Below are 24,374 nucleotides of genomic sequence, written 5' to 3' on the forward strand. Positions count from 1 at the left end.
CTCATGCGAGGTCTCCTGGAAGGCGCTGGCCGTCCAGTGCCCAGGCGCCGGGCCCGGCCAGCGCGAGGGCCAGCAGTACCGTGGTCCACATCAACGGGTACTCGCTACCGCCGCGCATCCAGAACCAGCCCCTGGGCAAGGCCAACAGTACGGTGAAGCCGATGAAGGCAGCCGCCGCAAGCGCGGCGACGCGGGTCTGCCAGCCCAGCAGCACGGCCAGCCCGGACAGCACCTGCAGCAGGGCCAGCAACAGCGGCAGCGGTGCCACCGCTGGCAGGCCGAAGCCGCGCAGTTCAGTGGCAAAACCGGCCAGCCCGGGGCCTCCGAACCAGCCGAACAGCTTGCCCAGCGCGTGCGGCAGCAGGAAGCCTCCGGCTGCCACGCGCAGCATCAGCAGGGCCAGGTCGAGGCCATGGCCGGCCAGCATGCTCAGTGCCCGCCTTCCTGCGCGCCGAACATGCGCTTGGCGTACTGGATGCCGATGCCATAGCCGCCGGCGTGGTCGCGGGCGATGCCGGTGGTCAGCTCGTAGGTCTCGCCACGTGCCCAGTCGCGCTGCAGTTCAAGCAGGTACTGCACGCTGGTCATCGGCACCGCGCCGGCCTGCACCATGCGGGTGATCGCACGCTCGTGGGCCTCTTCGCTGACATCGCCACAGGCATCGGTGATCACGTACACCTCGAACCCCTGCGCCAGCGCTGACAGCGCCGGACCGACGATGCAGACGCTGGTCCACAGGCCGGCAAGAACCAGGCGGCGCTTGCCGATGCGATTGATCTCCGCGATCACCGCCTGATCTTCCCAGGTATTCATCGAGGTCCGGTCGAACACCGGCTGGCCCGGGAAGATCTCCGGCAGTTCCGGGAACATCGGGCCGGAGAACGACGTTTCGGCCACCGTGGTCAGCAGCACCGGTACGTTGAATCCTTTGGCGCCCTTGCTGATCAGCGACACGTTGTTGCGCAGCGCCGAGATGTCGATGGTATGGGTAGCAAATGCCATCTGCGACTGGAAGTCGATCAGCACCAGTGCGTGATCGGTGGGCGACAGCAGGGACGGGGCGGCAACAGCGGTGGCAAGGCTCATGGATGGACTCCGTTGGAAACATTTTCTGTGGGAAGCAACAGGGCCGCATCGCCGGCCAGGTACTGGCCTGGGTTGCAGCCGGTCTCAGCGCGGAAGCTGCGGACGAAATGGCTCTGGTCGAAGAAGCCCAGCTGCTGCGCCAGGGATGACATCGGCTGCTTCGCGCCCGGCAACAGCTGGCAGGCGCGCTGGATGCGGCGGCGGCGCACGTAGCGCAGCGGGCTGGCGCCCGTGCCGCTACGGAACAGGCGCACCAGATGGAAGCGACTGACACAGGCAGCCTCCGCCAGCTCGGTCACCCGCAGCGGCTGTGACAGGTGGTCATCGACATAGCGCAGGGCGCGCTGCAACGCCGCCGTCTGGTGCGGGGCCAGCGATGCGGCGGGCGAAGCAGGCAGGGAAACGGTGGCCATGGGGGACGCCGCAGAGGGGTGGCTCATGGTCGGTGCCACGCGCCGGAAGCCCTACCCCCGTCGGACGAAGCCGGCACCTACCCGAATGGGGGAGGCCGCCGCCCCAGCAGGCGACGGCCGAACAGCCGGGCATCCAGCGAATAGGCGCCCGGCCCAAGCAGCAGCAGCGCCAGCGGCAGTGGCGCAAGTGCCCAGGGCTGGGCCAGCAGGTACAGGCCCAGCGTTGCCAGCACCGCCGCCAGCGGGGTCAGCGCGCCCAGCACCAGCATCGCGGCCACCACCAGGCCGGGTATCGACCACTCACCGGCGTGCGCCGCCGGCATGCACAACGCAGCGGCCACCCACAGCCGCAACCAGAGCAGGCCAAGGCCCGGTGCACGGTCGGGAAACATCACGAACAGGCGCTGCATGGCCGGGCTCCACGGAACATGCCGGGGTGATAGCCGAGCGGCGCGCCATGCGCCTACCCCGTTCGGGTCACCCTGGCCTGCCCCGTACCTGACAGAATGCCCGCCATGCGTGGCCGCCCCTTCCCGTTCCAGCACCGCCTGCCAGCGCTGCTGGCGTGCCTGCTGCTGTTGATCTCCCTGCAGGCGTTCGCCGTGCAGCGCCCTTTGCTGAGCAGCGGCCTGCCCGGCTACGAGCACACCGCCTGGCGGGTTGGCCAGGGCGCGCCCGGCGATATCTGGGACATCAGCCAGGACCGCGATGGCCTGTTGTGGCTGGCCACCGGCTCGGGCCTCTACCGCTTCGATGGCCGCCGCTTTGAACGCCAGCCGGCACCGGTCGGCAGCGCCTTTCCCTCCTCCAACATGGTCACGCTGGCGCACGGCAGCGATGGCGCACTCTGGATCGGCTACTTCCAGGCCGGCATCAGCCAGCTCGCGCGCGGCCAGCTGCACAACTACGGCCGCGGCCAGGGGGTGCCGGTCGGCGTGGTGCCACACTTCAGCCAGGCCCGTGACGGCCGGCTGTGGGCAGCCATCAATGGTGGCCTGCGCTGGTTCGACGGCCAGCGCTGGCAACCGCTGCCGAGCGGGAGCGGCGTGCCGGAGCATCGCGTGCAATGGGTGCTGCATGACAGCCGCGGCACCTTCTGGGTCCTGGCCGACCTGAAGGTCTGGATGCGCGCATCAGGCGATGCCGTGTTCAGGGACACCGGCATCGCCGTATCGCAGATGGCGTCACTGGCCGAAAGCCCGCAGGGCGAAGTGTGGCTGGCCGACCGCGTGCGCGGCACCTCGCCGCTGGCCAACGCGCAGGGCCTGATGGCCGAGCATGAGCGCGAAGCACGGCGATTGCCGGATCTGGTCGCCGCGCGCCTGCAGTTCACCGCCGATGGTGCGTTGTGGGCCACGATGAGCCCACATGGCGGTGTGGCGCGGGTCACCTTCCAGGGCGATCATGCCGTACGCATGGAACGCTTCGATTCACCGCACGGGCTGACCGCCACCTCGGCCGTGCCGATCATCGTCGATCGCGAGGGCAACCTCTGGGTCGGCACCAATCTTGGCCTCAACCGCTTCCGCGCACGCAGCGTGCATACGCTCACCGCCGGCCCCAGCGACCCCTACCGCTCACTGGTGCGGGCCAGCGATGGACGCGTCTATGGCTATGGCGAAGACCTCAAACTGTACGATCTGCGCCGGCCGTTGCTGGACGGCAACGCCGCGCAGCTGCAGACGGCCGCACGCCAGGCGCCCACACCGGTCTGGCAGTTCGACTGGGTCAACCTGGCACGCACGGTGGCCGGCCACACCACCCTGATTCCGCTGCCGGCACCATTCACCGGGCAACCGCTGCATGCCCTGCTGTTCGCCGACGACGAACAGGCCTGGGTCTGCAGTGGCGAACACGGCGTACTGCATTACCGGCATGGCCAATGGCGGCGCGAAACGCGCTTGCCCGAGCTGGCCTGTTCAACGCTTGCACTGGACCACGAGGGCCAGCTGCTGCTCGGCTATGCCGACGGCCGGCTGCGCCGCATGCGCAGCACGGGCATCGACACCTTCGATACCACCCAGGGGCTTGCCGTGGGGCCGGTGACCGCGCTGCTGCAGCATCAGGATCTGCTGCTGGTGGCCGGCGAAGCCGGCCTTGCCGCGCGCGTGGGAAATGGCCCATTCGTGCCCGTCCGCACTGACATGGCCGGTGTGCTCGAAGGCATCACCGGCATGGTCGCCGACGCACGCGGGCACCTGTGGCTCAATGGCAGCCGGGGCCTGGTACGGCTGCAGAGCAGCCAGCTGCGCGGCGCCCTGCGCACCGGCATGCAGGTGACGCCACGCCTGTTCGATGCGGTGGACGGCATGCCAGGCATTGCCCTGCAGAGCGGGCCGATCGCCACCGCCGCGCTGGCCGATGACGGACTGCTGTGGCTGGCCACCAACCAGGGCCTGGCCTGGCTGGATACCACGCGATCGCATGTCAACATGATGGCGCCCAGCGTGCGCATCGGCGAGGTGCTGTACGGCAGCGCACACCAGCCCCTGCACGACGGCCTGCGCCTGCCTGCGGGCACCAGCCAGCTGCAGATCGACTACGTGGCGCTGTCGCTGGCACGCCCGGAGCGCAACCGCTACCGCTATCGCCTGTCCGGCGTCGACGACGGCTGGCAGGACGCCGGCAGCAGTACCCGTGCGTACTACACCAACCTGGAACCGGGCAATTACCGCTTCGAGGTGGAAGCTGCCAACGAAGACGGCATCTGGAGCACCATGCCGGCCAGCCGCAGCTTCCGCATCGCGCCTACGTTCATGCAGACGGTGTGGTTCAAGCTGTTGTGCGCAGCGGCGATACTGGCACTGCTGGTGATGGCCGTACGCATCCGCAGTGGCCAGCTGGCGGCATTGTTCCGTGCTCGTCTGCAGGAGCGCCACGGTGAACGCGAACGCATCGCCCGCGACCTGCATGACACCCTGCTGCAGGGCAGCCAGGGCCTGATCCTGCGCCTGCATGCGATCAGCCAGTCCGCGCAGACCCCGGCGCCGGTGCGCAGCCAGCTGGAGTCGGCGATGCAGCTGGCCGAGCGCAACCTGGCCGAAGGCCGCGAGCGGGTCAACGCATTGCGTGATGGCCCGTTCGCCGATCGCGACCTTGCGTCGGCGCTGGCCGACGTGCACGCCGAGTACGCCGGCAAGGGCACCAACCCGCTGCGCCTGACCGTGGAGGGGGCAGCGCCACTGCTTCAGGCCGACGCCGCTGAAGAGGTCTTCCTGATCGGGCGCGAGGCGATCCGCAATGCGCTGCGTCACGCCGACGCCAGTGCCATCGAGGTGGAGCTGTCCTACGGCACGCGTTGCTTCCTGCTGCACGTGCGCGATGATGGCGTGGGTATCGCCGACGAGAACGCCGGCCACGGCCACTGGGGCCTGCAGGGCATGCGCGAGCGGGCGCAGCGTCTGGGTGCCGAGCTGCAGCTGTGGACGCGCCCCGGACTGGGTACCGAAATTGCGCTGGCGGTCCCCGCGCGGCGCCTGTATCACCGACTTCCATCGCGTTGGCGCTGGCCCTGGAGCACTCCGAAGCATGACTGAAATCCCTGCCCCGATCCGCGTCCTTGTGGTCGATGACCACCCCCTGCTGCGCGACGGCCTGGCGGCGCTGCTGGGCGCGCAGGCCGATCTGCAGCTGCTTGGCGAAGCCGCCGACGGCGAAGAGGCCATCGCGTGCTACCAGCGGTTGCACCCGGACGTGGTGCTGATGGATCTGCAGATGCCACGCCTGGATGGCGTTGAAGCGATCGTGCGGATCCGCGCGCTCGACCCGCGTGCACGGATCATCGTGCTGACTACCTACCGAGGCGATGTGCGTGCGGTGCGCGCATTGCAGGCCGGTGCCAGTGCCTATCTGCTGAAGGACATGCTGCGCCATGAACTGGTCGACACCATCCGCATGGTGGCCGGTGGCCGGCGCGCACCGATCCCACCGGCGGTGGCTGCCAGCATCGCCGCGCACGTGGTGGAAGACCGGCTGTCACCCCGCGAGACCGAAGTGCTGCGGCACGTCGCAGGTGGCCTGTCGAACAAGCGCATCGGCGAACGCATGCAGATTTCCGAGCAGACGGTGAAGGCGCACATGAAGAGCCTGATGGACAAGCTCGGCGTCGGCGATCGCACGCATGCGGTCACTCAGGCGCTGCGGCGCGGCATCATCAGCCTGGACGACAGCGGCCACGATTGACGCACGGATCCCACGATCAGTAGATCCACGCCATGCGTGGATGAATCCCAACCGGATCGAATACTTGGACAGCGGAACAGAGTGAGCCGAGCATGGCTCGACTCTCCAGGAATGAAGGCGCCCAACTCCGCCATCAGTTGGCCTTGGCCGTCTCGGCATTCCAGGCCGCGACCTTCGCCCTGGTCTCGGCCAGCATCCTGTCCAGCGCCGCACGGTCATACACGTTGCCACGCAGGATCACGCTGTCGATCTTTTCGGTAGCGGCGATGTCCTGCAGCGGATTGGCGGTCAGCAGCACCAGGTCGGCGGCCTTGCCGATGGCCACGCCACCGTAGCGATCGATCTGGCCGAACCAGGCCGGGCCGGAACGGGTCGCTGCCGACAACGCCTGCGGTGCGCTCAGGCCCTCCTTCACGAACAGCTGCAGTTCCTGGTGCAGCGCAATGCCCGGGAAGTTGTACGAGTTGAGGAAGCCCGCATCGGTGCCGGCGATGATCGTCACGCCCGCCTCCTGCAGCAGCGGCAGCACTGCGGCCACCTGGTGGTACTGCGCGTGGCGGGCTTCGATCTGCGCGGGCGTGGCCTTGGCGGCACGGTCGACGCGCCACTGGTAGGTCGCGCGCAGGCCCGGGCCGATGTAGGCCAGGTACGGGTCGTTGGCGTGGTCATCCTGGTCGAGGAAGTCGAGGATGCGGCCACCGTTGAGGGTCGGCGTCACGAACACGCCGCGCCTGGCGAAATCGCGGTAGGCGTGCATCGCGGTATCGCGGTCGAAGCTGGCGTCGAGCCGGCGGTTGGCTTCCGCGCGGTCGATGCGGCCGGCGGCGAAGTCGGCTGCAATCTGCGCCTCGTCCTTGCTGCCGGCCTTGAACGCATAGTCCAGGTGCTCGATCGAAGCCAGCCCGGCATCGACGGCCTGCTCCACGGTCAGCGCCATCGGGATATGGCCCGAAGCCTTGAAGCCGGCCTTGCGTGCAGCACTGGCCGAGTACAGGAACAGCTCCGGCTTCAGCGTGCTGTCGGTGATCTTCACGAAATCGACCTTGTCGTGCTGCAGGCGGGCGATCGCCCGATCGACGTCCGCCTCGCTGCCCACTTCGATCGTGCCCTTCCAGACCGGCTTGATGCCTTCGATCTTCGCGCCCGAACTGAGCAGGCGCGGCCCGAAAAGGGTGCCCTTGGCGATCTCGCCACGCCACTGCAGCACCTGCTCGGGCAGGTCGCCGGAGCAGTCACGCACGGTGGTGATGCCATGCGCGATGTACAGCGGCAGCAGCGCCTTGTTCTCTTCGATCAGCGCCGGGCCGCCACCGAAGTGCACGTGCATGTCCCACAGGCCCGGGATCAGGTACTTGCCCTTGGCATCGATCTGGCGGGCGGTCGTCCACTGGCTGCGCAGCTTCGCGTCCGGACCAACGGCAACGATGTCCTCGCCGCGGATCACCACGCTCTGCCCAGGCAGCGTGTTGGCATGTTCGACATCCACCACGGTGGCATTGCGGATCAGCAGGTCGGCACGCTCGGCGGCCGCGGCCGACAGCGGCGCCACCGCAACAAGGACGGCAAGAGACAGCGAATGGAAACGGAACATGGACAGCATCCTGATGGGCACGCCCAGCGTGCGGGTGGAAGGGGTCGGGCCTCAGCGCACCGCGCCGTACTGGCGCAGCAGTGCTTCGATGTCGGTGTAGCCGCGTTGCCGCGCATGGGCCAGTGGTGTCACGCCATCGCCGTCGGCGCGCTCGGGATCGGCACCGGCATCGAGCAGCAGCTGCACGATCTGCACATGACGCGGTCCTCCATCGCCCAGCAGGATCGCTTCCAGCAATGCGGTCCAGTGCAGGCGGTTGACATGATCCACCGCAACGCCCGCGCGCAGCAGCGTGCGCACGGTGGCGACGTGGCCGCGCTCGGCGGCCGGAATCAGCGCGGTACCGCCATAGCGGTTGGTGCTGTGCAGATCAGCGCCGTGCGCCAGCGTCATCGCCAGGATTTCGTCCAGGCCACGCGCACCGGCGTACAGGTAGGCACTGTCCTGCAACGCATCCTTGGCATTGACGTCAGCACCCGCCTCGATCAGCTCGCGCGCGGCATCCACGTTGTTGCCATGCGTGGCCAGCAGCAGCGCGGTACGGCCCTGGCCGTCGCGAGCGTCGAGATCGGCGCCCTCTTCCAGCGCCGCGCGCACCGCCTCGCTGTCGCCGCGGGCGGCCGCGTCGCGCAGGCGCGCATCGGGCGAGCCCGCGGTGGCCGAACAGGCAGGAATGGCCATCGCCAGCAGGCACAGCAGCAGCAGGCGCCCCAGCGGAGCGGGCCAGCGACGGCAACGATGGATACGCATCTTCGTTTCTCCTGTTCGGCGGGTCCTGCGGGCGCTGCCGGCACAACCGCAGCGCCCTGCTTGCCGCCCCCCTTTCCTGCATGGTAGAAGTCGCCACTTGCATCCAGAAGTGAAATGTTCAAATGCCAGACAGTGCCAAATCGAATAGAACCCTGTTCGAACTGGACCTGTTGCGGGCGCTGGTGATGGTGGCCGACTGCGGCAGTTTCACCACCGCCGCCACGCGACTGCATTCGACCCAGTCCACGGTCAGCCAGAAGGTGCGCCGCCTGGAGGAACTGGCCGGGCACCGCCTGCTCGAACGCGGCCACCGCGACGTGCATCCCACCGATGCCGGCCACACCCTGCTCGGCTACGCGCGGCGCATGCTCGACCTGAACGAGGAAATGGCCCAGGCGCTGGCCGGCGCCACGGTGGAGACCGCCGTACGCATCGGCGTGCCGGAGGACTTCGTCAACGCGCAGACCACGCGGATGCTGGCGGCCTTCAGCCGTCGCCATCCGCAGGTGAAGCTGGAGATCAGCAGCGGACTGAGCCGCGACCTGGCGCACGGATTCGACCATGGCGAGCTGGACCTGGTGCTGGTCAAACAGCGTCGCAACACGCGTCAGGCCGTGCACTGCCGGCGTGAGCCGATGCATTGGATCGACAGCCTGCGCAGCAGCTGCCTGCAGCTGGATCCGCTGCCGCTGGTCACCTTCCCGCCGCGCGGGCTGTATCGCGACGAGATGATCCACGCCGTGGAAGCGCTGGGCCTGCGCTGGCGCATCGCCTTCACCAGCTCGTCGCTCAGCGGCATCCAGGGCGCGGTGGCCGATGGCATCGGCATCAGCCTGCTGCCCCGACGCGCGGTCATGCGTGAACACCGCATCATCGATGGTGAGCGCGACCTGCCGGTGATCGACAACTACGAGATCGGCCTGCTGCATCGCGCCGATGCCGATGACGCCGTGCGCGCGCTGGCCAGCGAGTTGTGGCGGCAGGTGCAGCGCGAACCGGATTGAGCAGCGTAGATCCGCGCCATGTGTGGATGCGTTTCGCGCATCAGACATCGATATCTGAACAATCCTGCCGCGCCTGGGCGTCACATCGCCAGATACAGTGCCCGCTGTTTCCGTGCTCCGCGGCGCCTCGCCATGTCCGACGAAATTCCCGCCCGCTTCGATCCCCTGCCCGCGGCCCTGCAGACCCATCTGCAACACCAGCGGTCGTTGATCGCTGCACGCGTGGCGGCCGGTTTCCCCAGCCTGCCGGTGCAATGGCCACTGCCAGCCAGCACGCTGCAGCGTGTGGTCGACGCCGAACTGATCGACCGTGACGACGGCGACGGCTGGGAGGCCCTTGGCGTGGCGTTCGGCGACACCCTGGCCCAGCGCGTGCCAGGCCTGGCGTGGATGCAGGTCACCGACGCCTGGGGCATCGATGCGGTGCTGCGCTATGCCGACAGCAGCCTGCAGATCGGCGCCAGTACGCTGCTGCTCAAGCGCGTCGAACAGGGCGAGGTGATCGACATTGCCCACCTGCTGGCGTGGCTGGAGGAGTTCGTCGCGACCCGCGCCGACGATTACGTGTGAGCCGCGCGCCGGATTCGATCGCATCACCCACGCATGGCGTGGATCTACAGCCAGCGGCCGTCCACCACCACGCGGCGTTCCACTGGCACTGCAGCCACCGCCGCCGGGCCATGGTCGGCACGCACCGCGACAAAGGTGGCCGGTAAGCCCTCCGCAAGGCCGTACTGTGGCAGCCCGATCACCTGAGCGGCATGGGTGGTGACCATGTCCAGCGCCAGCATCAGGTCGGCATCGGTGTAGAAGCCGGAGCGGTAGCCCAGCAGCATCGCCCGCTGCAGCAGGTCGCCATTGCCGTACGGCCACCAGCAGTCGCGGATGTTGTCGTTGCCGGCGAACACGCGCACGCCGGCGTCATGTAGCGCACGCAATGGCGGGAACGGGTGGTCGCCCGGTGCATTGCTCATGATGGCTACGCCGGCCGTGGCCAGCGCCTCGCCAACCTGCAGCGCGCGCGCCAGCGGCACTTCACCCAACGAATAGGCATGGCTGACCGCCACCCGGCCCTGCAATCCGGCCGCCCGGGTCCGCGCAGCGATGCGCAGCAGCTGTGCCAGCCCGGTCTCGCCGGGTTCGTGCAGATGGATGTCCAGCCGCACGCCATAGCGCTCGGCCAGGCCGAACAACAGCGCCAGCTGCCCTTCGGCATCGCCGTCGAGGGTGGTCGGGTCGATGCCGCCCAGTACCTCCACGCCCGCGGCAATGGCCTGCTCCAGCACTACGGCGGTGCCTGGGCAGGACATCACCCCGGCCTGCGGGAACGCCACCAGCTGGATGCGCACGATGTCGGCACAGCGCAGCGCCGCCTCGCGCACCGCGTCCAGATGGCGCAGCCCGGTACTGCCATCGATGTCGACGTGGCAGCGCATCGCCACCGTGCCGAAGCCGCTGCACTGGCGGATCAGCGCCTCGGCCCGGTCGACCATCGGTGCCGCGCCCGCCACCGCCGCCTTCTCCACCGCCAGGCGCTCACGCAGGCTGTTCACCGGTTGGTGCGGATGCCAGCGATCACCCACGAAGCTCTTGTCCAGGTGGATATGGCCGTCCACCAGGCCTGGCAGGACGGCAAAGCCGCTCAGATCGACGCTTTCCGCACCTTCGCGCGGCGTGCCTTCTGCGTTCAGGCCGCTGATGCGTCCGTTGCGGATGTGGAAATGCAACGGTGCACCGTCGCGATCCACGCCGCCATGGACGAACTGAAGCGTCATCGGAAACTCCCGCAAAGCCAGGTCATGGCGCCATCCTGCGCCCCCGGCACCCCCATCGGCCAACGAAATATCTGGATGCCATGCATTCATCAGAACGATGAATGCCGCAACGACGGCCGGCCGCTGCCACGCCGTGCACACGCCTGAACGGGTACCATAGGCACCTGTTTCCGCTGTGATGCCGCATGGGCCCGTCCGACCGCCACGATCGTCTCCGCCGCTGGCAGGCCGCGTCCCTGCTTGCCGCCGCCCCGATCGCCAGCCTGTCCGCCACTGATGCCGCCGCCACTGCACCGCTGCAGGCACCGCCTGGACAGCAGCGCATCGCGCCGGCTGCGCTGGTCGAACGGCTGCACCAGCGCGTGCTGTCCGGGCAGAGCGCTACCGCCACCCTGGAGCACTGGTGCGCCGAGCATGGCCTGGCCGAGCAGGCACGGGTGCGTGCGGTGCGCGTGCGCGGCCAGGACAAGCCGGCACCGGCCGACGTGTTGCAGGCGCTGGGCGCGGCGCAATCCGGTACCGCCCTGCGCTACCGCCGCGTGCAGCTGGTCTGTGGCATCCGCGTGTTGTCCGAGGCCGACAACTGGTACCTGCCCGGCCACCTCAGCCCGGCCATGAACGACGTGCTGGACAGCACTGACGAGCCCTTCGGGCGCGTGGTCGGCCCGCTCGGCTTCCAGCGCCAGACCCTGGCCGACCAGACCTTCTGGCCGCCGCGCGGCGAAGGCGATCATGGCGTGATCCTGGAAGTGCGCGCCCTGTTGCGCGACCGCCAGCAGCAGCCTTTCAGCTATGTCATCGAGTCGTACCTGCAGCAGGCGCTGCCCTGAACCGGCGGCGGGCGCAGCGGCACCACACGATGAGTGAAAGGCGAAAGGCCCGGCAATGCCGGGCCTTTCGCTTGCAGCGGGATCAGCGGAACCGGTAGTCCAGCTGCAACCAGTACTGGCGGCCATACGGGTCGTAGTTGCCGACGGGATAGAACGGCCAGCCGCCTCCGTTCCTGTCCGCCGGCGGGCGGCTGTCGCGCAGGTTGTTGACGATCACGCCCACCGACAGGTTCTCACCAAACTGGCGGAACACGCTGGCGTTGTAGGTCATGTACGGACCCATGCGGCCACTGCCATCACTCTTGGGCAGCGAGCCGAAACGGTTGCCATACAGCGTGGTGGTCCAGTCACCCTGGTTCCAGGTGATGCTGCCGTTGGCCTTGCTGCGCCACTGGTAGTCATCCAGCGAATTGCGGATGTCGCGCTCCGGGTCGTCGGAGAACTGCCGGTATGTGTGCTCCAGCACCACGGTGTAGGCCAGGCGCGTGGTGAAGCGGCCATAGCGGCCCGCATCGAAGCGCCAGTTGCCCTTCAGGTCCAGGCCGCGTACCGATTCGGACGCCGCGTTGATCGGGTTGATCAGCACGCGGGTCACCTGGTCCGGTTGCACGGTGGCATTGGAGGGGTTGCGGATCACCCGCGACAGCGCGTCCTGGCACAACGGTGAGCCGATATCACGCGCCTCGCCGCCCAGCGTGCGACCCAGGCGGCAATCGGCCTCGTCGCGCAGGATGCGGCTGGTGTCGAGGCTGGTCACCTCGTTGTCGATGCGGATGTCGTAGTAGTCAGCGCTGAAATCCAGCCCGGCCAGCGGCGACCAGACCACGCCGAAGCCATAGGATTTGGCGGTTTCCGGCTGCAGCTGCGCATTCGCGCGGTTGCTGTAGTCAATCGACAGGCCGTTGTAGTCGCAGTTGTCATACGACTGGCCTGCGGTGCGGCAACGCCAGTAGTCGGTCATGCCCGGGTTGTAGCCACGGGTCTCGGTGGCGAACACGTAGTTCATGTCCGGCGCGCGGAAGCTGGTCGCAGCGGTACCACGGATCAGCAGGCTCTCGATCGGGCGGAACTCCACGCCGAAGCTCCAGGTGGCCTTGCCGAGGTGCTCGCCGCCGGCACGGTACTGGTCGTAGCGACCGGCCAGGGTGGTGGTCAGCGACTTCAGCAACGGCAGTTGCAGTTCAACACCCGCCGCATAGCGGTCGCGCTCGCCACCGGCACCGATGCCGGCGCTGGTGTTCCAGAACTCTCCGCTCCCCAGCCGCGGATCGGGGCGGTTGCGGTAACCCTGGCTGCCGGCCTCGACCACCGCCGCCAGCGCGGCATTACCGCCGGGCAGCGCGAACAGGCGGCCGTTGATGCTGGCGCTGAAGGTCTGCAGCCACGCTGCATTGCGGCTTTCCTGGTAATCGGACAGCCCCTCGTACTCGTTCGGCGTCAGCGGCTTGAACAGGCGTGCCGGGTCCGGTGCATAGACCTCCACGCCATCGCGCACGCCCAGCTTCGGGCCGAGCAGGTATTCGTTGATGCCGGCCAGCAGTACCGGGCGACGGGTACGGTTCTCGTAGCGGGAACGGCTGTAGACCGCTTCATAGTCCCAGTCGCTGTCGCCGATCCGGCCTCGCGCGCCGACGTTGAACGACCACGAGTTTTCCAGGAAGCGGTTGGCGTTGCGCGGCAGGCCACCGATCTCTTCCGGTGCGAAGCGACGGTACCAGCTCTCCAGGTTGCCGGTGGTCTGATTGTAGAAATAGTTGCGGGCCGACGTCCAGGTGGGCGCGCGGGTGTTGTTGGTGATGCGTGCGCTGCCCACGGCCAGATCGGCGAACAGGTCGGTGGTCTCGTTGACGTGGAAGGTCAGCAGGCCATACCCATTGAGGTTGCGCTTCTCGGTCTGCACGGTCCAGTAACTGGCGGCAGCCTCATTGCTGCCGCAGTACCAGCCCTGGCGCGGGTTGAAGGCACGGAACACACTGCCGCCGTAGATGCCCGACGCCGGGTCGCAGCCGTTCGTAGCCGGGTCGATGTTGCGGCCGGTGGCGGCGTTGCGCCGGTAGGCGATGGCGGTGGCCTGCGGCGCCTTGCCGGTCGGGTCATCGTCCAGCGAATCCATGAAGTCGCGCTGGCGCGCGTGGATCGCCTTGCGCACATCGAACTCGAAGCCGAACAGGCCATCCCAGCGCTCGCCGGAACCGCCACCGACCACCTGCACGCGCTGGTTGTCGCCACCGCCCTGCTGGGTACCGCCAGCGCGCACGTTAACGTCCACGCCCTCGAAGTGGTCCTTGAGGATGATGTTGACCACGCCGGCGATGGCATCGGAGCCGTACACCGCCGATGCACCGGCAGCCAGCACCTCGATGCGCTCGATCAGCGCGCTCGGAATGTTGGCCAGGTTGACCACGTTCACCGAACCTTCGTAGGCCAGTGGGTAGTCGGACTGGCGTCGGCCGTTGACCAGTACCAGCGTGCGGTTCGGGCCCAGCCCCCGCAGATTGATAGTGTTGGCGGCCGGGGTGAACGTGTTGCCGAAGTCTTCGCCCTGCACGTTGCCGGTGTTCTCGGTCAAGGCACTCAATGCATCGAAGGCATTGCGGTAACCCTGCGCATCGATCTGCTCACGGCTGATCACCGTCACCGGCGACGGCCCCTCGACGCTGGCGCGGGGAATGCGCGAGCCGGTGACCTTCACTTCCTGTAGCTGGGTGGGTGCGCTTTCCTGCGCGAAGGCCGGCGACGAGACCAGCATCAGGGACGACAGCGCGAGCACCAGCGGACGCGGGCGCAGCGCCTTGTGAGAGGCGGACATGGGCTTCCTGGAGGAGTGGGTGGTGGCACGGGCGGTGGCCATCGGCACATAACGTTCCCGTAACGAAAGTGTCCTGAATGGGCAGTTTCAACGGAAATGACCAGCCCTGATGGACTTATGCCTGAACCGAATCAGACCTGCCGCGGCAGCGATCACGCTTCTGCAACGATTTGAATGGTCTGCCGCTGCGGGCCTCGCCATCGTTGCGGGGATGATCAGTCCATATCCGACCCCCGCCCTCCCCCCGCTACGCCCGGTGCTGCGCCGCCATCTGCTGCAGCTGCAGGTGGCGCCGATCACCCTGCGCCCGTTCCAGCGCACCGATCTGCCGCGCTGGCGCCTGTTCGACGACCGTCGGCAGCGCGGCCGCCACCCCCCGTCCGGCATCGACGAGGAGGCACGCTTCCTCGCCCACATGCATCGCTCACGCCTGGAGCAGGACAACGACCAGCTGCTGCTGGGCGTGTTCGATGACGAACACGGCACGGTGCTGGACCAGCTGCACATCCGCCTGCAATCGCAGGAGGCGCGCTGCGTCGAGCTGCTGTCGCTGCAGCACGGGCATCCGCATGTCGACGCCATGCTGCAGGCACTGTGCCCGTTCCTGTTCGACGGCGTCGGCCTGCATCGCGTGTTCGTGATGCTGCCCCCGGACGGCAACACGCCGTTCGCCAACGCGCTGCACGCCTTCGGTTTCAACCTGGAAGGCCTGCTGCGCGACCATCACCTGGACATGGACGGCTGGCAGGATCGCCAGCTGTGGGCACTGACCGCGCCGATGTGGCGCAGCGGCCTGCAGGTGGCGGACTAGCGCACCCGCTCCAGCACATCGCCGGCACCGGTCAGCACCGAGCAGGCGTGGTCCTGCAACTCTTCTCCGCTGGCCTCGTTACCGGTTTCCGCGTCTACACGGGTGGCCAACAGGATGAAGCCCGGGCCACCGTGCACCTGGTCACGCCCCGCCACCACCAGACTCCACTGGCCCACGTCGTCCACGCCTGCCAGGCCATAGGCCAGCAGGTTGAGCGGATTGGCGGTCAGCTCCGCGCCCGGCAGCAGGCGTGCCTGGTAGCGATGGCCACGCAGCAGCACCGGCAGTGGCGCCCACTCGGTGCCCAGCGCAGCCGCCTGCGCATCGAGGGCCTGCAGCACGTCTGCACGCAGGCAGTCGACGTGGATATGCAGCTGATGCTGCGAGCGCCCATGCGGTGAATTCAGCGCCAGGCTGGCCACGCTGCGCGGCAGCGCCTGGCCCAGGGCCCGCTCGGTATGGCCGCGGGCCTGCCAGGCGGCGGCGAAGTAGTTCGGTGCTCCGCGCTGGTACAGGCTGCGGTTCTCGATGCCACTCACCTTGTCCAGCGGCATCAGCAGGAACTGGTAGTCGCCGTGCGCATCCTTGACCAGCACATCGCGCCGATCCACTGCCGCCTCCACCTGCAGGCAGTCACCACGCGGGCCTTCGGCCCCGCGGCAGTCACGCTCGATCAACCGCCACAACGCATCGGAGTGGGCCGGCGGTGGCGGAGCGCTGGCACAACCAGCCAGCGCGGACAGGGACAACAGCAGCAACAAGCGGGGCACGGCACTCACGTCAATGGCTCGGCCAACGGCCGCGGCCCGTAGTGTAGCCGCCCTCCCAGCCACGCACCGCGCCGGCGGCATGGAAGGTTTCCTTTGCCTTGCCCGGGGTATGCGGGGTCGCGCCGAATCGCTTCCATGGCGGTCCCGCCGTTCCGCCGGATCAATGTCCTGGGTCAGTAGGTGCCGTACGACACTTCCACCACCACCGGCTTGCCCGCGTCCTGGGCCGGCTGCAGGGTGAAGCGGTCCAGCGCGCTGCTGTCATCGCCCAGCGGCGTGCTGCGGAACTGCAGGCGGTAGGTCGAGCCGGCCTGCACGCTGCCATCGGGCAGCAGCCGTGCGTTGGCCGGAACGAGCAGCCCACCCAGATCGCTGTAGGCTTCGGGCGCATCACTGAAGCCGTAGTCGACCAGTTCATCGGTACGCCGCATCTCGTAGACCCGGGTCGGCCACGGCCGCGCCGTACTGCGGCCGTTGCGCAGATCGGTCACCCACTGTTCGGGCAGCTGGTAGACCTTGCGCAGCGCCGTATCGTCCAGTTCGGCGCTGGCCACCTGCAGGCAACACACCAGCCGCTTGCTCTCGCGGTCGTAGATCGCGAAACGGGCGTCACGGCTCGCCGGCGCCGGCAGCAGCGCGAACGGCACATCCCGCAGCGCCGGCTCGGCGCCATCGCGCGAGCCCAGGTTGCGCCAGCCACCGAAGGTCGGCTCGGCCGCCTGTGCCACCGGGACGGCCAGGCAAAGCGCCACCATCAGCGCGCCGGCCGCGGGTGCGATCCAGTTGTGCATGTTGTTCATCCGTCGATGGCACCAGGCCAATCAGTTTTGTGAGGATGCCATGAAGATGCAGCGGCTGCCATGTGGGGACGGGCAAGGACGCGGCGGCGCCGGTTCCGGCCAGGCAACGAAGCAGGCCTGCCCGCTAATAGGTTCCGAAAGGCACCTCGACCCTCAGGGCTGCACCGCCCCTGGCCGGTTTCAAGGTGTAGGTGTGTACGCCACCATCGCCATCGGCCAGCGAGGTTTCATCCCGCTGCACCGTATAGCGCTCCCCGGCAATCTCCAGCGCATCTGGCCCCACCACCCGCGCATCTGGCGGCAGCAACAGGCCACCCGCTGCGTCGCCCTCTTCCCTGAAGGTATGGCTGCCCATCGCATCCTGCGCCTTCAGCAGCTGGACATGCGGACGATAGGGTGCGGCATCCAGATTCCAGCCATTGGTCAGATCGGTCACCCACGGCCCCGGGATGTGCAAGCGGTCCTGGAGCTCGCTTTCACTCACCTCGGCGCCTTGCACCGACAGGCAACACACCACCTTGCCTGCCCTGGCGTCGTAGATCGCCCAGCGACTTCCCACCGGTGCAGCATGGGGAAGCATGGAGAAATGGAAGTGCCGCGCGTAATCACTGTCGGAGACCCGGCGCCACCCGCCCACGTCGCGCGGCTGCGCATGGCAACTCGCCGAAAGCAGTACGCCTGCTGCCGCAAGCGCCGCTCGACTCACGAACCCGGCCATCTTCACCGGTCAGCCGCCCATTGCGGTTCCCAGCTGCTGGAACGCGCCGCCGATGGAGGGGATATTCGCGGGCGGCAGCGTGGCGGGATCGCGGCACTCCTGCGCCCTCCTGCCGGCGACGCTGAAGACCTCGCGATAGCGCAGGTAGCCGTAGGTATTGAGGCGCGGAATGTTCAGCTCCGTCCACTTCATCATGTAGAAGCCAGCCAGCGAATCGTGCATGTAATTGTCGAACAGGTTGGTGCTGACATCAGGCACCGGCGTAGCGTTGAGCACCAGGTCCAGCAGGGTGCTGGTTTCGGCGGGAATGCCTGCGTAGGTGTAGGCCGCAGCGGACGCTCGTGGGGTTGGCTCGAACACCGGACGTCCGGCCTTGCGTCCGGCGTCCATGCGTTTCTGGCTTTCATCCAGCTGGCGGCGGTAAGCCGCCATGTCGCTCTTGCCTTGGGCCAGCTCGGTGACCAGATTGGCAAAGTCGCGCTGCGCGTTGGCCAGATCCACCTGATCCTCTGCATCGGACTGCTTGAAGAACGGCTGCTGTAGCAAGCTCTGCGGGCCGTTGGGCAGGCGCTTGCCCTTCCAGGCCACGTACTGCCGACAATGACCGGTGATCTGCTGTGTGTGCGCGCCTGCAGGTACCCCATGGCCGGTCAGCCAGGCGTTGTAATCGCGGATCAGCTGTGGGTGGCAGCCGAAATGCGTGGCATAGGCCGGATCCTCGTTGAGCTCGGTGATCGTCTCCATCATGACACCCGCCTTGATGGCTTCGTGATGCATGTCGATCAGCGGAATCTGTGACAGCTTGGCTTTGCCGTTCGCTGCGCCCGACACGAAATCCTTGCCCTGGCCGCCGGGCGAGTAGCCACCGCCGACATCGGAATGCATGCCGGGATAAAGCACTTCCTTCCCGCTGGTCGCCAGATCCAGCGGGAAGTTGATGCGCTGCTCATGCAGAGCAGCGAAATGCACGCATTGCCGGGCTTCCGGGTGAATGCTCATCATGTCACCGGCGGCCCAGTCCCATTTGCCCTTGGATACCCGACTCATGGCAGCAACGCCCACCGATGCTACAGTGTCGAAGATACCCATGAAATTGAGGTAGAGCGGAACACCGGCGATGTTGTAGCCACAGCCGCTGCCCCAGGCCTCGGCGGTTTCATACAGCCGATGCACGAACGCCCGCGCTTGTGCGGCACCGCGCGAGAAACCGAAGACGGACACGTGCACAGAGGTGACGCGACGCTGGTGGCTTTTCACCACGCGCTCGAGGCGTTGCGCGATTCCGGTCAGCATGGCGCGGCGCGCCATACCTTCCAGCAGGCGCGTCTCGCTCATCGAACCGACCAGGATCTTGGCTTCAGCCGGCGTGATCAGATCATTGGATTTGAGGTACTGATGCACCGAGTTGATGACTTGCAGGATCGCCCAATGGATGCGATCGGCACCGTATCGTGCAGCCCCTCCTCCCAGCGTGTCGCCATCCTGGTTGGTATCGCCGACCTCGGAAAATGGCGTCCCCACGCCGGGAACATAGACGCTGAAGAAGCCGTTCTCCGGCTCGGCCAGGCTGGCGTCGTACAAGCGTGCCACGTTGCTGTGGCCGTTGCGTGCAAGCTGGGTGCGGGTGGCGCGTGTCTTGCCGGTGACGAAGGTTCCTTCCCACTCACGGTTGTTGCCGGTGCCATCGAAGTAGATGCTCACATGCACCTGGCCCTGGCATTGCGAACCCTTCTCGCGCAGGCACGCCATCGCCTTCGCCCGCCGCTGTGCCTCGGCGCCGCTTAAGGCCCGCTGTCCGTTGGCGGGCATGGGCTGCGCGCCAGTCGCCGTGCGTTCATTCATGTCCTTGCCTCTTTGTTCCGATGTCCGTCCCTGCCGGATTGCTTGTCCCTGTTGATCCCACCCCGCTTACCATCAGCCAGCGGGCGGGCGCCGGAGGTGCTCCCACACGGGATTTTCCCCCTCACGCAACGGCGCCTCGGGTCCCGTCAACGGATAGTCCGGGTGCCCCAGTATCAGATTGGTCACGAACACCTTGACCTGGCCATTGCGCAGGAAGTGAACAGCGAGACTGCCAACCTCGTCGTACCTGGGGATTGATACCGTCGCCTTCTGGTAGGTTTCCAGATCAGTTGTCCACTCGATCTCCACGTTCAGATCCGGAGTCCATCGGTCAGGAACAACAGCGCAGCAGACCGTGCCGCTTGCCGAGTGACGTCGAGCCGATCCTCCGCTTCCACCATTCACCTGGAACTGCGCAATGGACTGGTCGGTATGGTTGTAGCCCCGCACTCCCACAGGTGTAGACGCGGGCTGGCCCTTGCAGGCGGCCAGTACCGGCAGCAGAAGCAGCACAACCAAGGCGGACAGCAGCGGAACACGCATAATGTGATGTGTACGCACGAATCGTGGGATCATTTCTTCTTGTCCTTGAGGGTGCAGCAGCGACCCGAGCAGCGCGTCATGGCTGTTGCCTTCTGGTTTCCAGCATCTTCATTCCCGATGTAGTTGCTGACGTCTTCATTCGCGCCTGGCCCTCTGATCAGCTTTCGAGGGGGCGCAGAAGGTGCTCCCACACCGGATTCTCGCCTTCGCGCAAGGGCGCTTCAGGGCCGGTCAACGGATAATCGGGATGACCCAGCACCAGACCGGTAACAAAGACCTTGACCTGTCCGTTGCGCAGGAAATGGACCGCCAGGTTTCCGGGCTGGTCGTACTTTGGAACTGCAACAGTCGCCTTCTGGAACGTTTCGAGATCCGTCGTCCATTCGATCTCCACCTTCATATCCGGTGTCCATCGATCAGGCAGCATCGCGCAGCACACCGTTCCGCCTTCCGAGTGGGAATCGGCCGACCCGCCACTGCCGCCGTTCACAAGGAACTGCACGATGTAGGCATCGGTATGGTTGTAGCCCAGCACAGCCACCGGTGTGGAGGCTGTCCGCCCCTTGCACGCGGCCAGGGCTGGCACCAGGAGCAGCAATACCAAGGCCGCCAGCAGTTGAGTGCGCATCAAACGCATGGTTGTTCCTCTAGTTCAGTGGTGTTGCCGCTTCGGCCGGCAAGGCCGTGGGGGCTTCCCACAATGGAACGCCCATCAACCAGATATCGTCAGGCAAGGCCGACGCCCAATCCGGGAACGAAGCCTCAAAGGCACTGGCCCCCTGCGAAAACCGGGCCCGCACGGCGGAATGTTCCCGGCATGCGCCTGAGGTGTACAGCGCCAGCAACAGGTACTGCACGTGATCGTCCACCTGGTCCACGCCGTGCGCGATCGTGTCCTGCATATGCTTGACGACGAACGAGTACAGCGAGCGATAAGGCACCCGCTTCATCTCATCGGGAATGACCCGGCGGAGCTGGGCGATGGCCACATCCGGCTCGCACGCGTCCAGCAGGCGCATGTACTGCTGCTGGTCCAGGCGCAATGGCGGAAGCGCAGGCAGACCGGCATCGTCCACCTCGGCCAGCGGCCATTCCTGCAGATCGCCATAGCGATCGAAGTACTGCAGGCGCTGCACGCCCTCCAGCAACGCGGCACGCTGCGCGGGCACCAGCAGTTCCAGCAGCGCAGGCAGGATGCGGGTGTCGTACCAGCGCAACAGCATTTCGCGACCGCCCTTCTCGGGCACCTTGACCAGATGGAAGGTCCTCAGCCGCTTGGCGAGCTCGTCCAGATCCAGCGCACTCCACAGCAGGGTCACGCCCGGCCGCTGCGTCCCCATCTGCCGGATCTCCGCATCCAGCCTGGTGTGCACGGCGGTGTCCTGCCAGGCCACCAGCAAGGGAGCGATATCCAGCAGGCTCGCCTCGGCCGTGCCCTCGAACAGCGAGCGATAGTGCGCGCCCAGGCGCTCCAGCCGCTCATGGAAATGCGGCCGCTGCGCGCTGTCGATCACCGCATAACGATTCATCACACCAGCACTCCCGGCGTGCCCTGGCGCATCGCGTCGAGAATGCAGCTCTTGCAGCTGCTGCGCGGGAACTGGGGAAGCGGATAGCCCTGTTGGGCCGGCCCAACAAATGACTTGCTGCCGGCATGCACGGTGATCGTGCCGGGGCAAGCAATGGTAATGCTGCCGCCGGCAATGGTCAGGCTGGCCCCTCCGGACGTCGCGACGTGGATCGTGTTGGCCGCGGCGAGCTCCACCGGTGCCTGCGCGCTGGCGCCACGCAGCGCACCACGCGACTGGATGCGGACCAGGTCTGCATGCGCCTGGATGTCCAGCGTTTCGCTGCCGGCCACCACGTCAAGTGCCGTCGGAGCGGCGGCGGCCCCTTCAACGACGGATGCCAGCACTCCGATCGCTTGCCCGGCATGAAGCCGCGCCTGCCCCATCGTGATCGCCTCACTGTGACTGCCACTGGCCAGCAGCAGGCCTTCGCCGCTGCTCCAGTGCATGGCTTGACCCGCCACCTGCACAACGCCCTGCGGAGCAGCCATCCCCAGGAGCGGGTCGCCCGAATGCGGCACCCTGCCCTGGCCCGCCTCGGACGCGCGCTCGGCCGCACTGCCCTTTCCTGCGCCGAAATCGTCGCCACCGGTGGTGGTACGCACGCTCGCCAGCAAGCCGGGGACCGGTGACTTGTCGGCCACCATCCTGGAGCGCGCCGCGGCCTTGGCCCCCTCCTGCATCGCCAACGGACTGGTTACATGCGTGCGCGCGGCCTGGGTGAAGCGCTCGCCCAGGGCCTGCAGCTGGGTCAGCAGCGCGGCGGGCTGCACCGCCTCGCCTGCAGGTGCGGTTGATCGATGACCATAGGCGGTGAACCACACGCCCGCCGTCGCCCGCACCGCCCCCCAGGCATCGCTGCGCAGCTCGAAGCCGGTGCCGCGGACGCTGCCGACATAGTTGTCAGCCTGGTGCCGCAGGTGACCCAGCGACAGCTGCGACGCCTGCTGGCTGCTCGCCAACTGCGCACGCAGCTGCTGGTTGGAATCGTCGAACAACAGGTGGTTGCTGCCTTCACCGCCGTCCCATTCGCGCGAGCGGATACCCCAGAGTGCTCCGCCCTGCCGATGCGCCTGGTCGCCCGCGCCTGCTGCGTGCCATGCCGGCGCCTGGCCGCCACTGAGGTTGGCCTGTGCGCTGTGGCGCGCATCACCGGCCTGGCCGTAGGCAGAGACATCGCCCTCGCTGCTGGCACCAGCGGGCGTCGGCGTCACGCCGGCCTCGCCTCGCCCGTTGTACAGCGCCCCCAGCACCAGCGGCCGATCGATATCACCATCCAGGAAGCCGACCAGCACTTCCTGGCCGATCCGCGGCAGGAACTGGCTGCCGACGCCCGGTCCGGCGTAGCGCTGTGCCACGCGCAACCAGGCACTGTCATGGGCACCCTCGCCCTGCCCCTGCTGGAAATGGAAGCGCACGCGCACGCGGCCGTGGCTGTCGGCGTGCAGGTCCTTGCTGTCACTTCCCTGGCCGGCCACCACAACTGCCGTCTGGTACCCGGGCACCGTCGGGCGAGGATTCAGGCGAGCCCCGGTGCCATCCAGCAGCTGGGGTCGCCACGGGGTGGCGCGCGGCACCGCCTCAAATCGATTGCCATAGCCAATCGCCTCAGCCTGCTGCCACAGTGCGGCGTCTGCGCTGTCGCCGGGGGCGACGCCGAGTGCGTCGTCAAGGCTGCGACGCAGGTCGGTGGGCAGGTTGTTGATGCCGGCATGGTCGACCGCGACCAGCAGCAGCTCAGGCGGTGTACCGCCCGGGGCCTGTTGCAACCGCAGCCAGCTTCCCGACTGCAGGCCGCGCACGGTACCGTGCCCTTGCCAGCGTCGACTGTGTGCTTCGCGCGCCTGCGCCTGCAGGCGGGCCTGGCGCGATGCGGCCGCGCCATCGCTGAAGGCATAGGCGCCCACCGCATCGAAATCCTCGCGGGTGGACCCGCTGCCGCCGCCTTCCATCGGCGACTGGCCCGACAGTGCACGCACCTGGCGATAATCATCGCTCTGCAGGCTGACCGTCGTGCTGGCCAGGCTGCGGTGCAGGCCGATGGCCTGCACGCTGTCGCTGGTTTCAGTGGCATCGCTGCGATGGAAGCGCACGCCGGCCCCGGCGCTGGTGGCATCCTCGGGCAGCGCAACGCTGTCGGCAAAGATCTCCAGGCCATTGCCGCAGGGCGCTTCCTCGTCCGGATACAAGCGCCAGCCCAGTCCTTCCTCGGCCAGCAAGCGCTGCAGGAAGTCCAGATCGCTCTCACGGTACTGCACGCAGTAGCTGCGCACACGCTCACCCAGGAAGGCGTCGACGCCTTCGGCCCAGCGCCAGCGTGCGATGTCGGCGTGTGCGGAAAGCACCGCATCGACAATGGCGCGGATGCCTTGCTCCTGGAACACGCGGCTGTGGCGCGCATGCTGCAGCCACCAGGTCCACGACACCAGGTGCAACCGGTAACGCACCAGCCCACCGTCGCCCCCGACCCGCGCGGCGTCGGCCACCAGCCCGCTGCGCTGCCACTGCCCGCCGTCGGCGAGCTGCGTGATCAACGTTGCGCGCGTGGCAGGCAATGCCCCCAGTTCGAGGCCAGCATCAGTGCAGAGCACCTCGACCTCGGTCCATGCGTGTTCGCCCAGCGCGTCACGTCCACGCCAGCGCTCCACGGTGCATCCCGTGAATGCTTCCGACTGCAGACGATACAGGCGCTGCGCATCGCCAAGACCTGCAACCTGCGTCATCAGGTAATTCAGCTGATCCATGCCATTTCCAGAGTGAAGACGCCAGATCCATGCGGAATGGCGTCGGTTTCCAGTTCCCGAATCTACCAGAACAGCGTGTTCGTCAAAATCACGGCGCGTTATTGCGCAACGAACTGCGCTTTGCGTCACATAACCGAC

General features: G+C 67.3%; 22 protein-coding genes. 6 read left to right on the plus strand and 16 right to left on the minus strand.

Annotated features, from left to right (window positions below; genetic code table 11):
* Position 1: 1 nt before the first annotated feature.
* The 4 genes from VN11_RS12755 to VN11_RS12770 all read right to left on the minus strand — a co-directional run bounded on the left by VN11_RS12755 (position 2) and on the right by VN11_RS12770 (position 1,909).
* Positions 2-427, minus strand: a complete 426-nt coding sequence (locus VN11_RS12755) for a DoxX family protein (RefSeq protein WP_053450006.1) — start codon at positions 425-427, stop codon at positions 2-4.
* A 2-nt stretch (positions 428-429) separates the two neighbouring features.
* Positions 430-1,086, minus strand: coding sequence for a hydrolase (locus VN11_RS12760; protein WP_053450007.1), 657 nt, complete (start codon positions 1,084-1,086; stop codon positions 430-432).
* Complete coding sequence (locus VN11_RS12765; RefSeq protein ID WP_238581802.1) at positions 1,083-1,499, minus strand: helix-turn-helix domain-containing protein; 417 nt, start codon at positions 1,497-1,499, stop codon at positions 1,083-1,085. The genes VN11_RS12760 and VN11_RS12765 overlap by 4 nt, the downstream gene beginning before the upstream one ends.
* 77 nt (positions 1,500-1,576) lie before the next feature.
* Positions 1,577-1,909: a hypothetical protein gene (locus tag VN11_RS12770; protein ID WP_053450009.1), complete on the minus strand. Its 333-nt coding sequence runs from the start codon at positions 1,907-1,909 to the stop codon at positions 1,577-1,579.
* A 96-nt stretch (positions 1,910-2,005) separates the two neighbouring features.
* Between VN11_RS12770 and VN11_RS12775 the strand changes: the two genes are divergently transcribed.
* Together VN11_RS12775 and VN11_RS12780 are read left to right on the plus strand one after the other, a co-directional pair.
* Positions 2,006-5,035: a sensor histidine kinase gene (locus VN11_RS12775; protein WP_053450010.1), complete on the plus strand. Its 3,030-nt coding sequence runs from the start codon at positions 2,006-2,008 to the stop codon at positions 5,033-5,035.
* A complete protein-coding gene (locus tag VN11_RS12780; protein ID WP_053450011.1) occupies positions 5,028-5,681 on the plus strand; it encodes a response regulator in 654 nt (217 codons plus the stop codon). Before VN11_RS12775 ends, VN11_RS12780 begins: the two co-directional genes overlap by 8 nt.
* A 133-nt stretch (positions 5,682-5,814) precedes the next feature.
* On the opposite strand, the gene VN11_RS12785 is transcribed toward VN11_RS12780, so the two are convergent.
* Positions 5,815-7,272, minus strand: coding sequence for an amidohydrolase family protein (locus VN11_RS12785; RefSeq protein WP_053450012.1), 1,458 nt, complete (start codon positions 7,270-7,272; stop codon positions 5,815-5,817).
* A gap of 51 nt (positions 7,273-7,323) precedes the next feature.
* Positions 7,324-8,022, minus strand: a complete 699-nt coding sequence (locus tag VN11_RS12790; protein WP_053450013.1) for an ankyrin repeat domain-containing protein — start codon at positions 8,020-8,022, stop codon at positions 7,324-7,326.
* Positions 8,023-8,144: 122 nt separating this feature from the next.
* Here VN11_RS12790 and VN11_RS12795 point away from each other — a divergent pair, with 122 nt between their 5' ends.
* On the plus strand, positions 8,145-9,026 hold the full coding sequence (locus VN11_RS12795; protein ID WP_053450014.1) for a LysR substrate-binding domain-containing protein: 882 nt from the start codon (positions 8,145-8,147) through the stop codon (positions 9,024-9,026).
* A gap of 132 nt (positions 9,027-9,158) precedes the next feature.
* A complete protein-coding gene (locus tag VN11_RS12800; protein ID WP_053450015.1) occupies positions 9,159-9,596 on the plus strand; it encodes a DUF3806 domain-containing protein in 438 nt (145 codons plus the stop codon).
* Between the two features lie 44 nt (positions 9,597-9,640).
* Here VN11_RS12800 and VN11_RS12805 read toward each other — a convergent pair whose 3' ends face one another.
* Positions 9,641-10,801, minus strand: coding sequence for an amidohydrolase family protein (locus tag VN11_RS12805; RefSeq protein ID WP_053450016.1), 1,161 nt, complete (start codon positions 10,799-10,801; stop codon positions 9,641-9,643).
* A gap of 185 nt (positions 10,802-10,986) precedes the next feature.
* Between VN11_RS12805 and VN11_RS12810 the strand changes: the two genes are divergently transcribed.
* Positions 10,987-11,631: a hypothetical protein gene (locus VN11_RS12810; protein ID WP_053450017.1), complete on the plus strand. Its 645-nt coding sequence runs from the start codon at positions 10,987-10,989 to the stop codon at positions 11,629-11,631.
* Positions 11,632-11,713: 82 nt separating this feature from the next.
* Here VN11_RS12810 and VN11_RS12815 read toward each other — a convergent pair whose 3' ends face one another.
* Positions 11,714-14,440, minus strand: a complete 2,727-nt coding sequence (locus tag VN11_RS12815; protein ID WP_053450018.1) for a TonB-dependent receptor plug domain-containing protein — start codon at positions 14,438-14,440, stop codon at positions 11,714-11,716.
* Positions 14,441-14,651: 211 nt separating this feature from the next.
* Between VN11_RS12815 and VN11_RS12820 the strand changes: the two genes are divergently transcribed.
* Positions 14,652-15,251, plus strand: coding sequence for a GNAT family N-acetyltransferase (locus tag VN11_RS12820; RefSeq protein ID WP_053450019.1), 600 nt, complete (start codon positions 14,652-14,654; stop codon positions 15,249-15,251).
* Here VN11_RS12820 and VN11_RS12825 read toward each other — a convergent pair.
* From VN11_RS12825 to VN11_RS12860, 8 genes are all read right to left on the minus strand, one after another.
* A complete protein-coding gene (locus VN11_RS12825) occupies positions 15,248-16,021 on the minus strand; it encodes a CDP-diacylglycerol diphosphatase (protein ID WP_053450020.1) in 774 nt (257 codons plus the stop codon). The genes VN11_RS12820 and VN11_RS12825 overlap by 4 nt on opposite strands.
* 173 nt (positions 16,022-16,194) lie before the next feature.
* The gene (locus tag VN11_RS12830) at positions 16,195-16,812 is read right to left on the minus strand and encodes a hypothetical protein (RefSeq protein WP_053451329.1); all 618 of its coding nucleotides are present in this window, start codon (positions 16,810-16,812) and stop codon (positions 16,195-16,197) included.
* 133 nt (positions 16,813-16,945) lie between these two features.
* Positions 16,946-17,539 carry a hypothetical protein gene (locus VN11_RS12835; protein WP_053450021.1) on the minus strand — a complete coding sequence of 198 codons (594 nt, stop codon included), beginning with the start codon at positions 17,537-17,539 and terminating at the stop codon, positions 16,946-16,948.
* A 9-nt stretch (positions 17,540-17,548) separates the two neighbouring features.
* Positions 17,549-19,381 carry a T6SS phospholipase effector Tle1-like catalytic domain-containing protein gene (locus tag VN11_RS12840; protein WP_238581803.1) on the minus strand — a complete coding sequence of 611 codons (1,833 nt, stop codon included), beginning with the start codon at positions 19,379-19,381 and terminating at the stop codon, positions 17,549-17,551.
* 72 nt (positions 19,382-19,453) lie between these two features.
* Positions 19,454-19,957: a DUF3304 domain-containing protein gene (locus VN11_RS21860; RefSeq protein ID WP_230078896.1), complete on the minus strand. Its 504-nt coding sequence runs from the start codon at positions 19,955-19,957 to the stop codon at positions 19,454-19,456.
* Between the two features lie 124 nt (positions 19,958-20,081).
* Positions 20,082-20,561 (minus strand): DUF3304 domain-containing protein, encoded by a 480-nt coding sequence (locus VN11_RS21865; RefSeq protein ID WP_238581804.1) that lies wholly within the window; start codon positions 20,559-20,561, stop codon positions 20,082-20,084.
* A gap of 10 nt (positions 20,562-20,571) precedes the next feature.
* On the minus strand, positions 20,572-21,453 hold the full coding sequence (locus tag VN11_RS12855) for a DUF4123 domain-containing protein (RefSeq protein ID WP_053450022.1): 882 nt from the start codon (positions 21,451-21,453) through the stop codon (positions 20,572-20,574).
* The gene (locus tag VN11_RS12860; protein WP_053450023.1) at positions 21,453-24,236 is read right to left on the minus strand and encodes a type VI secretion system Vgr family protein; all 2,784 of its coding nucleotides are present in this window, start codon (positions 24,234-24,236) and stop codon (positions 21,453-21,455) included. The genes VN11_RS12855 and VN11_RS12860 overlap by 1 nt, the downstream gene beginning before the upstream one ends.
* Between the last annotated feature and the right edge of the window lie 138 nt (positions 24,237-24,374).

This window comes from Stenotrophomonas maltophilia (genome assembly GCF_001274595.1).
Taxonomy (GTDB): domain Bacteria; phylum Pseudomonadota; class Gammaproteobacteria; order Xanthomonadales; family Xanthomonadaceae; genus Stenotrophomonas; species Stenotrophomonas forensis.

What these genes read in the sequence shown, in the direction of transcription:
- VN11_RS12780 (WP_053450011.1), top strand. Translation starts at nt 5,028, where the DNA reads ATGACTGAAATCCCTGCCCCGATCCGCGTCCTTGTGGTCGATGACCAC.
- VN11_RS12775 (WP_053450010.1), top strand. Translation starts at nt 2,006, where the DNA reads ATGCCCGCCATGCGTGGCCGCCCCTTCCCGTTCCAGCACCGCCTGCCA.
- VN11_RS12830 (WP_053451329.1), bottom strand. Translation starts at nt 16,812, where the DNA reads ATGCACAACTGGATCGCACCCGCGGCCGGCGCGCTGATGGTGGCGCTT.
- VN11_RS12820 (WP_053450019.1), top strand. Translation starts at nt 14,652, where the DNA reads ATGATCAGTCCATATCCGACCCCCGCCCTCCCCCCGCTACGCCCGGTG.
- VN11_RS12835 (WP_053450021.1), bottom strand. Translation starts at nt 17,539, where the DNA reads ATGGCCGGGTTCGTGAGTCGAGCGGCGCTTGCGGCAGCAGGCGTACTG.
- VN11_RS12755 (WP_053450006.1), bottom strand. Translation starts at nt 427, where the DNA reads ATGCTGGCCGGCCATGGCCTCGACCTGGCCCTGCTGATGCTGCGCGTG.
- VN11_RS12860 (WP_053450023.1), bottom strand. Translation starts at nt 24,236, where the DNA reads ATGGATCAGCTGAATTACCTGATGACGCAGGTTGCAGGTCTTGGCGAT.
- VN11_RS12800 (WP_053450015.1), top strand. Translation starts at nt 9,159, where the DNA reads ATGTCCGACGAAATTCCCGCCCGCTTCGATCCCCTGCCCGCGGCCCTG.
- VN11_RS12795 (WP_053450014.1), top strand. Translation starts at nt 8,145, where the DNA reads ATGCCAGACAGTGCCAAATCGAATAGAACCCTGTTCGAACTGGACCTG.
- VN11_RS12760 (WP_053450007.1), bottom strand. Translation starts at nt 1,086, where the DNA reads ATGAGCCTTGCCACCGCTGTTGCCGCCCCGTCCCTGCTGTCGCCCACC.
- VN11_RS12855 (WP_053450022.1), bottom strand. Translation starts at nt 21,453, where the DNA reads ATGAATCGTTATGCGGTGATCGACAGCGCGCAGCGGCCGCATTTCCAT.
- VN11_RS12810 (WP_053450017.1), top strand. Translation starts at nt 10,987, where the DNA reads ATGGGCCCGTCCGACCGCCACGATCGTCTCCGCCGCTGGCAGGCCGCG.
- VN11_RS12765 (WP_238581802.1), bottom strand. Translation starts at nt 1,499, where the DNA reads ATGGCCACCGTTTCCCTGCCTGCTTCGCCCGCCGCATCGCTGGCCCCG.
- VN11_RS12770 (WP_053450009.1), bottom strand. Translation starts at nt 1,909, where the DNA reads ATGCAGCGCCTGTTCGTGATGTTTCCCGACCGTGCACCGGGCCTTGGC.
- VN11_RS12815 (WP_053450018.1), bottom strand. Translation starts at nt 14,440, where the DNA reads ATGTCCGCCTCTCACAAGGCGCTGCGCCCGCGTCCGCTGGTGCTCGCG.
- VN11_RS21865 (WP_238581804.1), bottom strand. Translation starts at nt 20,561, where the DNA reads ATGCGTTTGATGCGCACTCAACTGCTGGCGGCCTTGGTATTGCTGCTC.
- VN11_RS12790 (WP_053450013.1), bottom strand. Translation starts at nt 8,022, where the DNA reads ATGCGTATCCATCGTTGCCGTCGCTGGCCCGCTCCGCTGGGGCGCCTG.
- VN11_RS12840 (WP_238581803.1), bottom strand. Translation starts at nt 19,381, where the DNA reads ATGAATGAACGCACGGCGACTGGCGCGCAGCCCATGCCCGCCAACGGA.
- VN11_RS12785 (WP_053450012.1), bottom strand. Translation starts at nt 7,272, where the DNA reads ATGTTCCGTTTCCATTCGCTGTCTCTTGCCGTCCTTGTTGCGGTGGCG.
- VN11_RS12805 (WP_053450016.1), bottom strand. Translation starts at nt 10,801, where the DNA reads ATGACGCTTCAGTTCGTCCATGGCGGCGTGGATCGCGACGGTGCACCG.
- VN11_RS21860 (WP_230078896.1), bottom strand. Translation starts at nt 19,957, where the DNA reads ATGATCCCACGATTCGTGCGTACACATCACATTATGCGTGTTCCGCTG.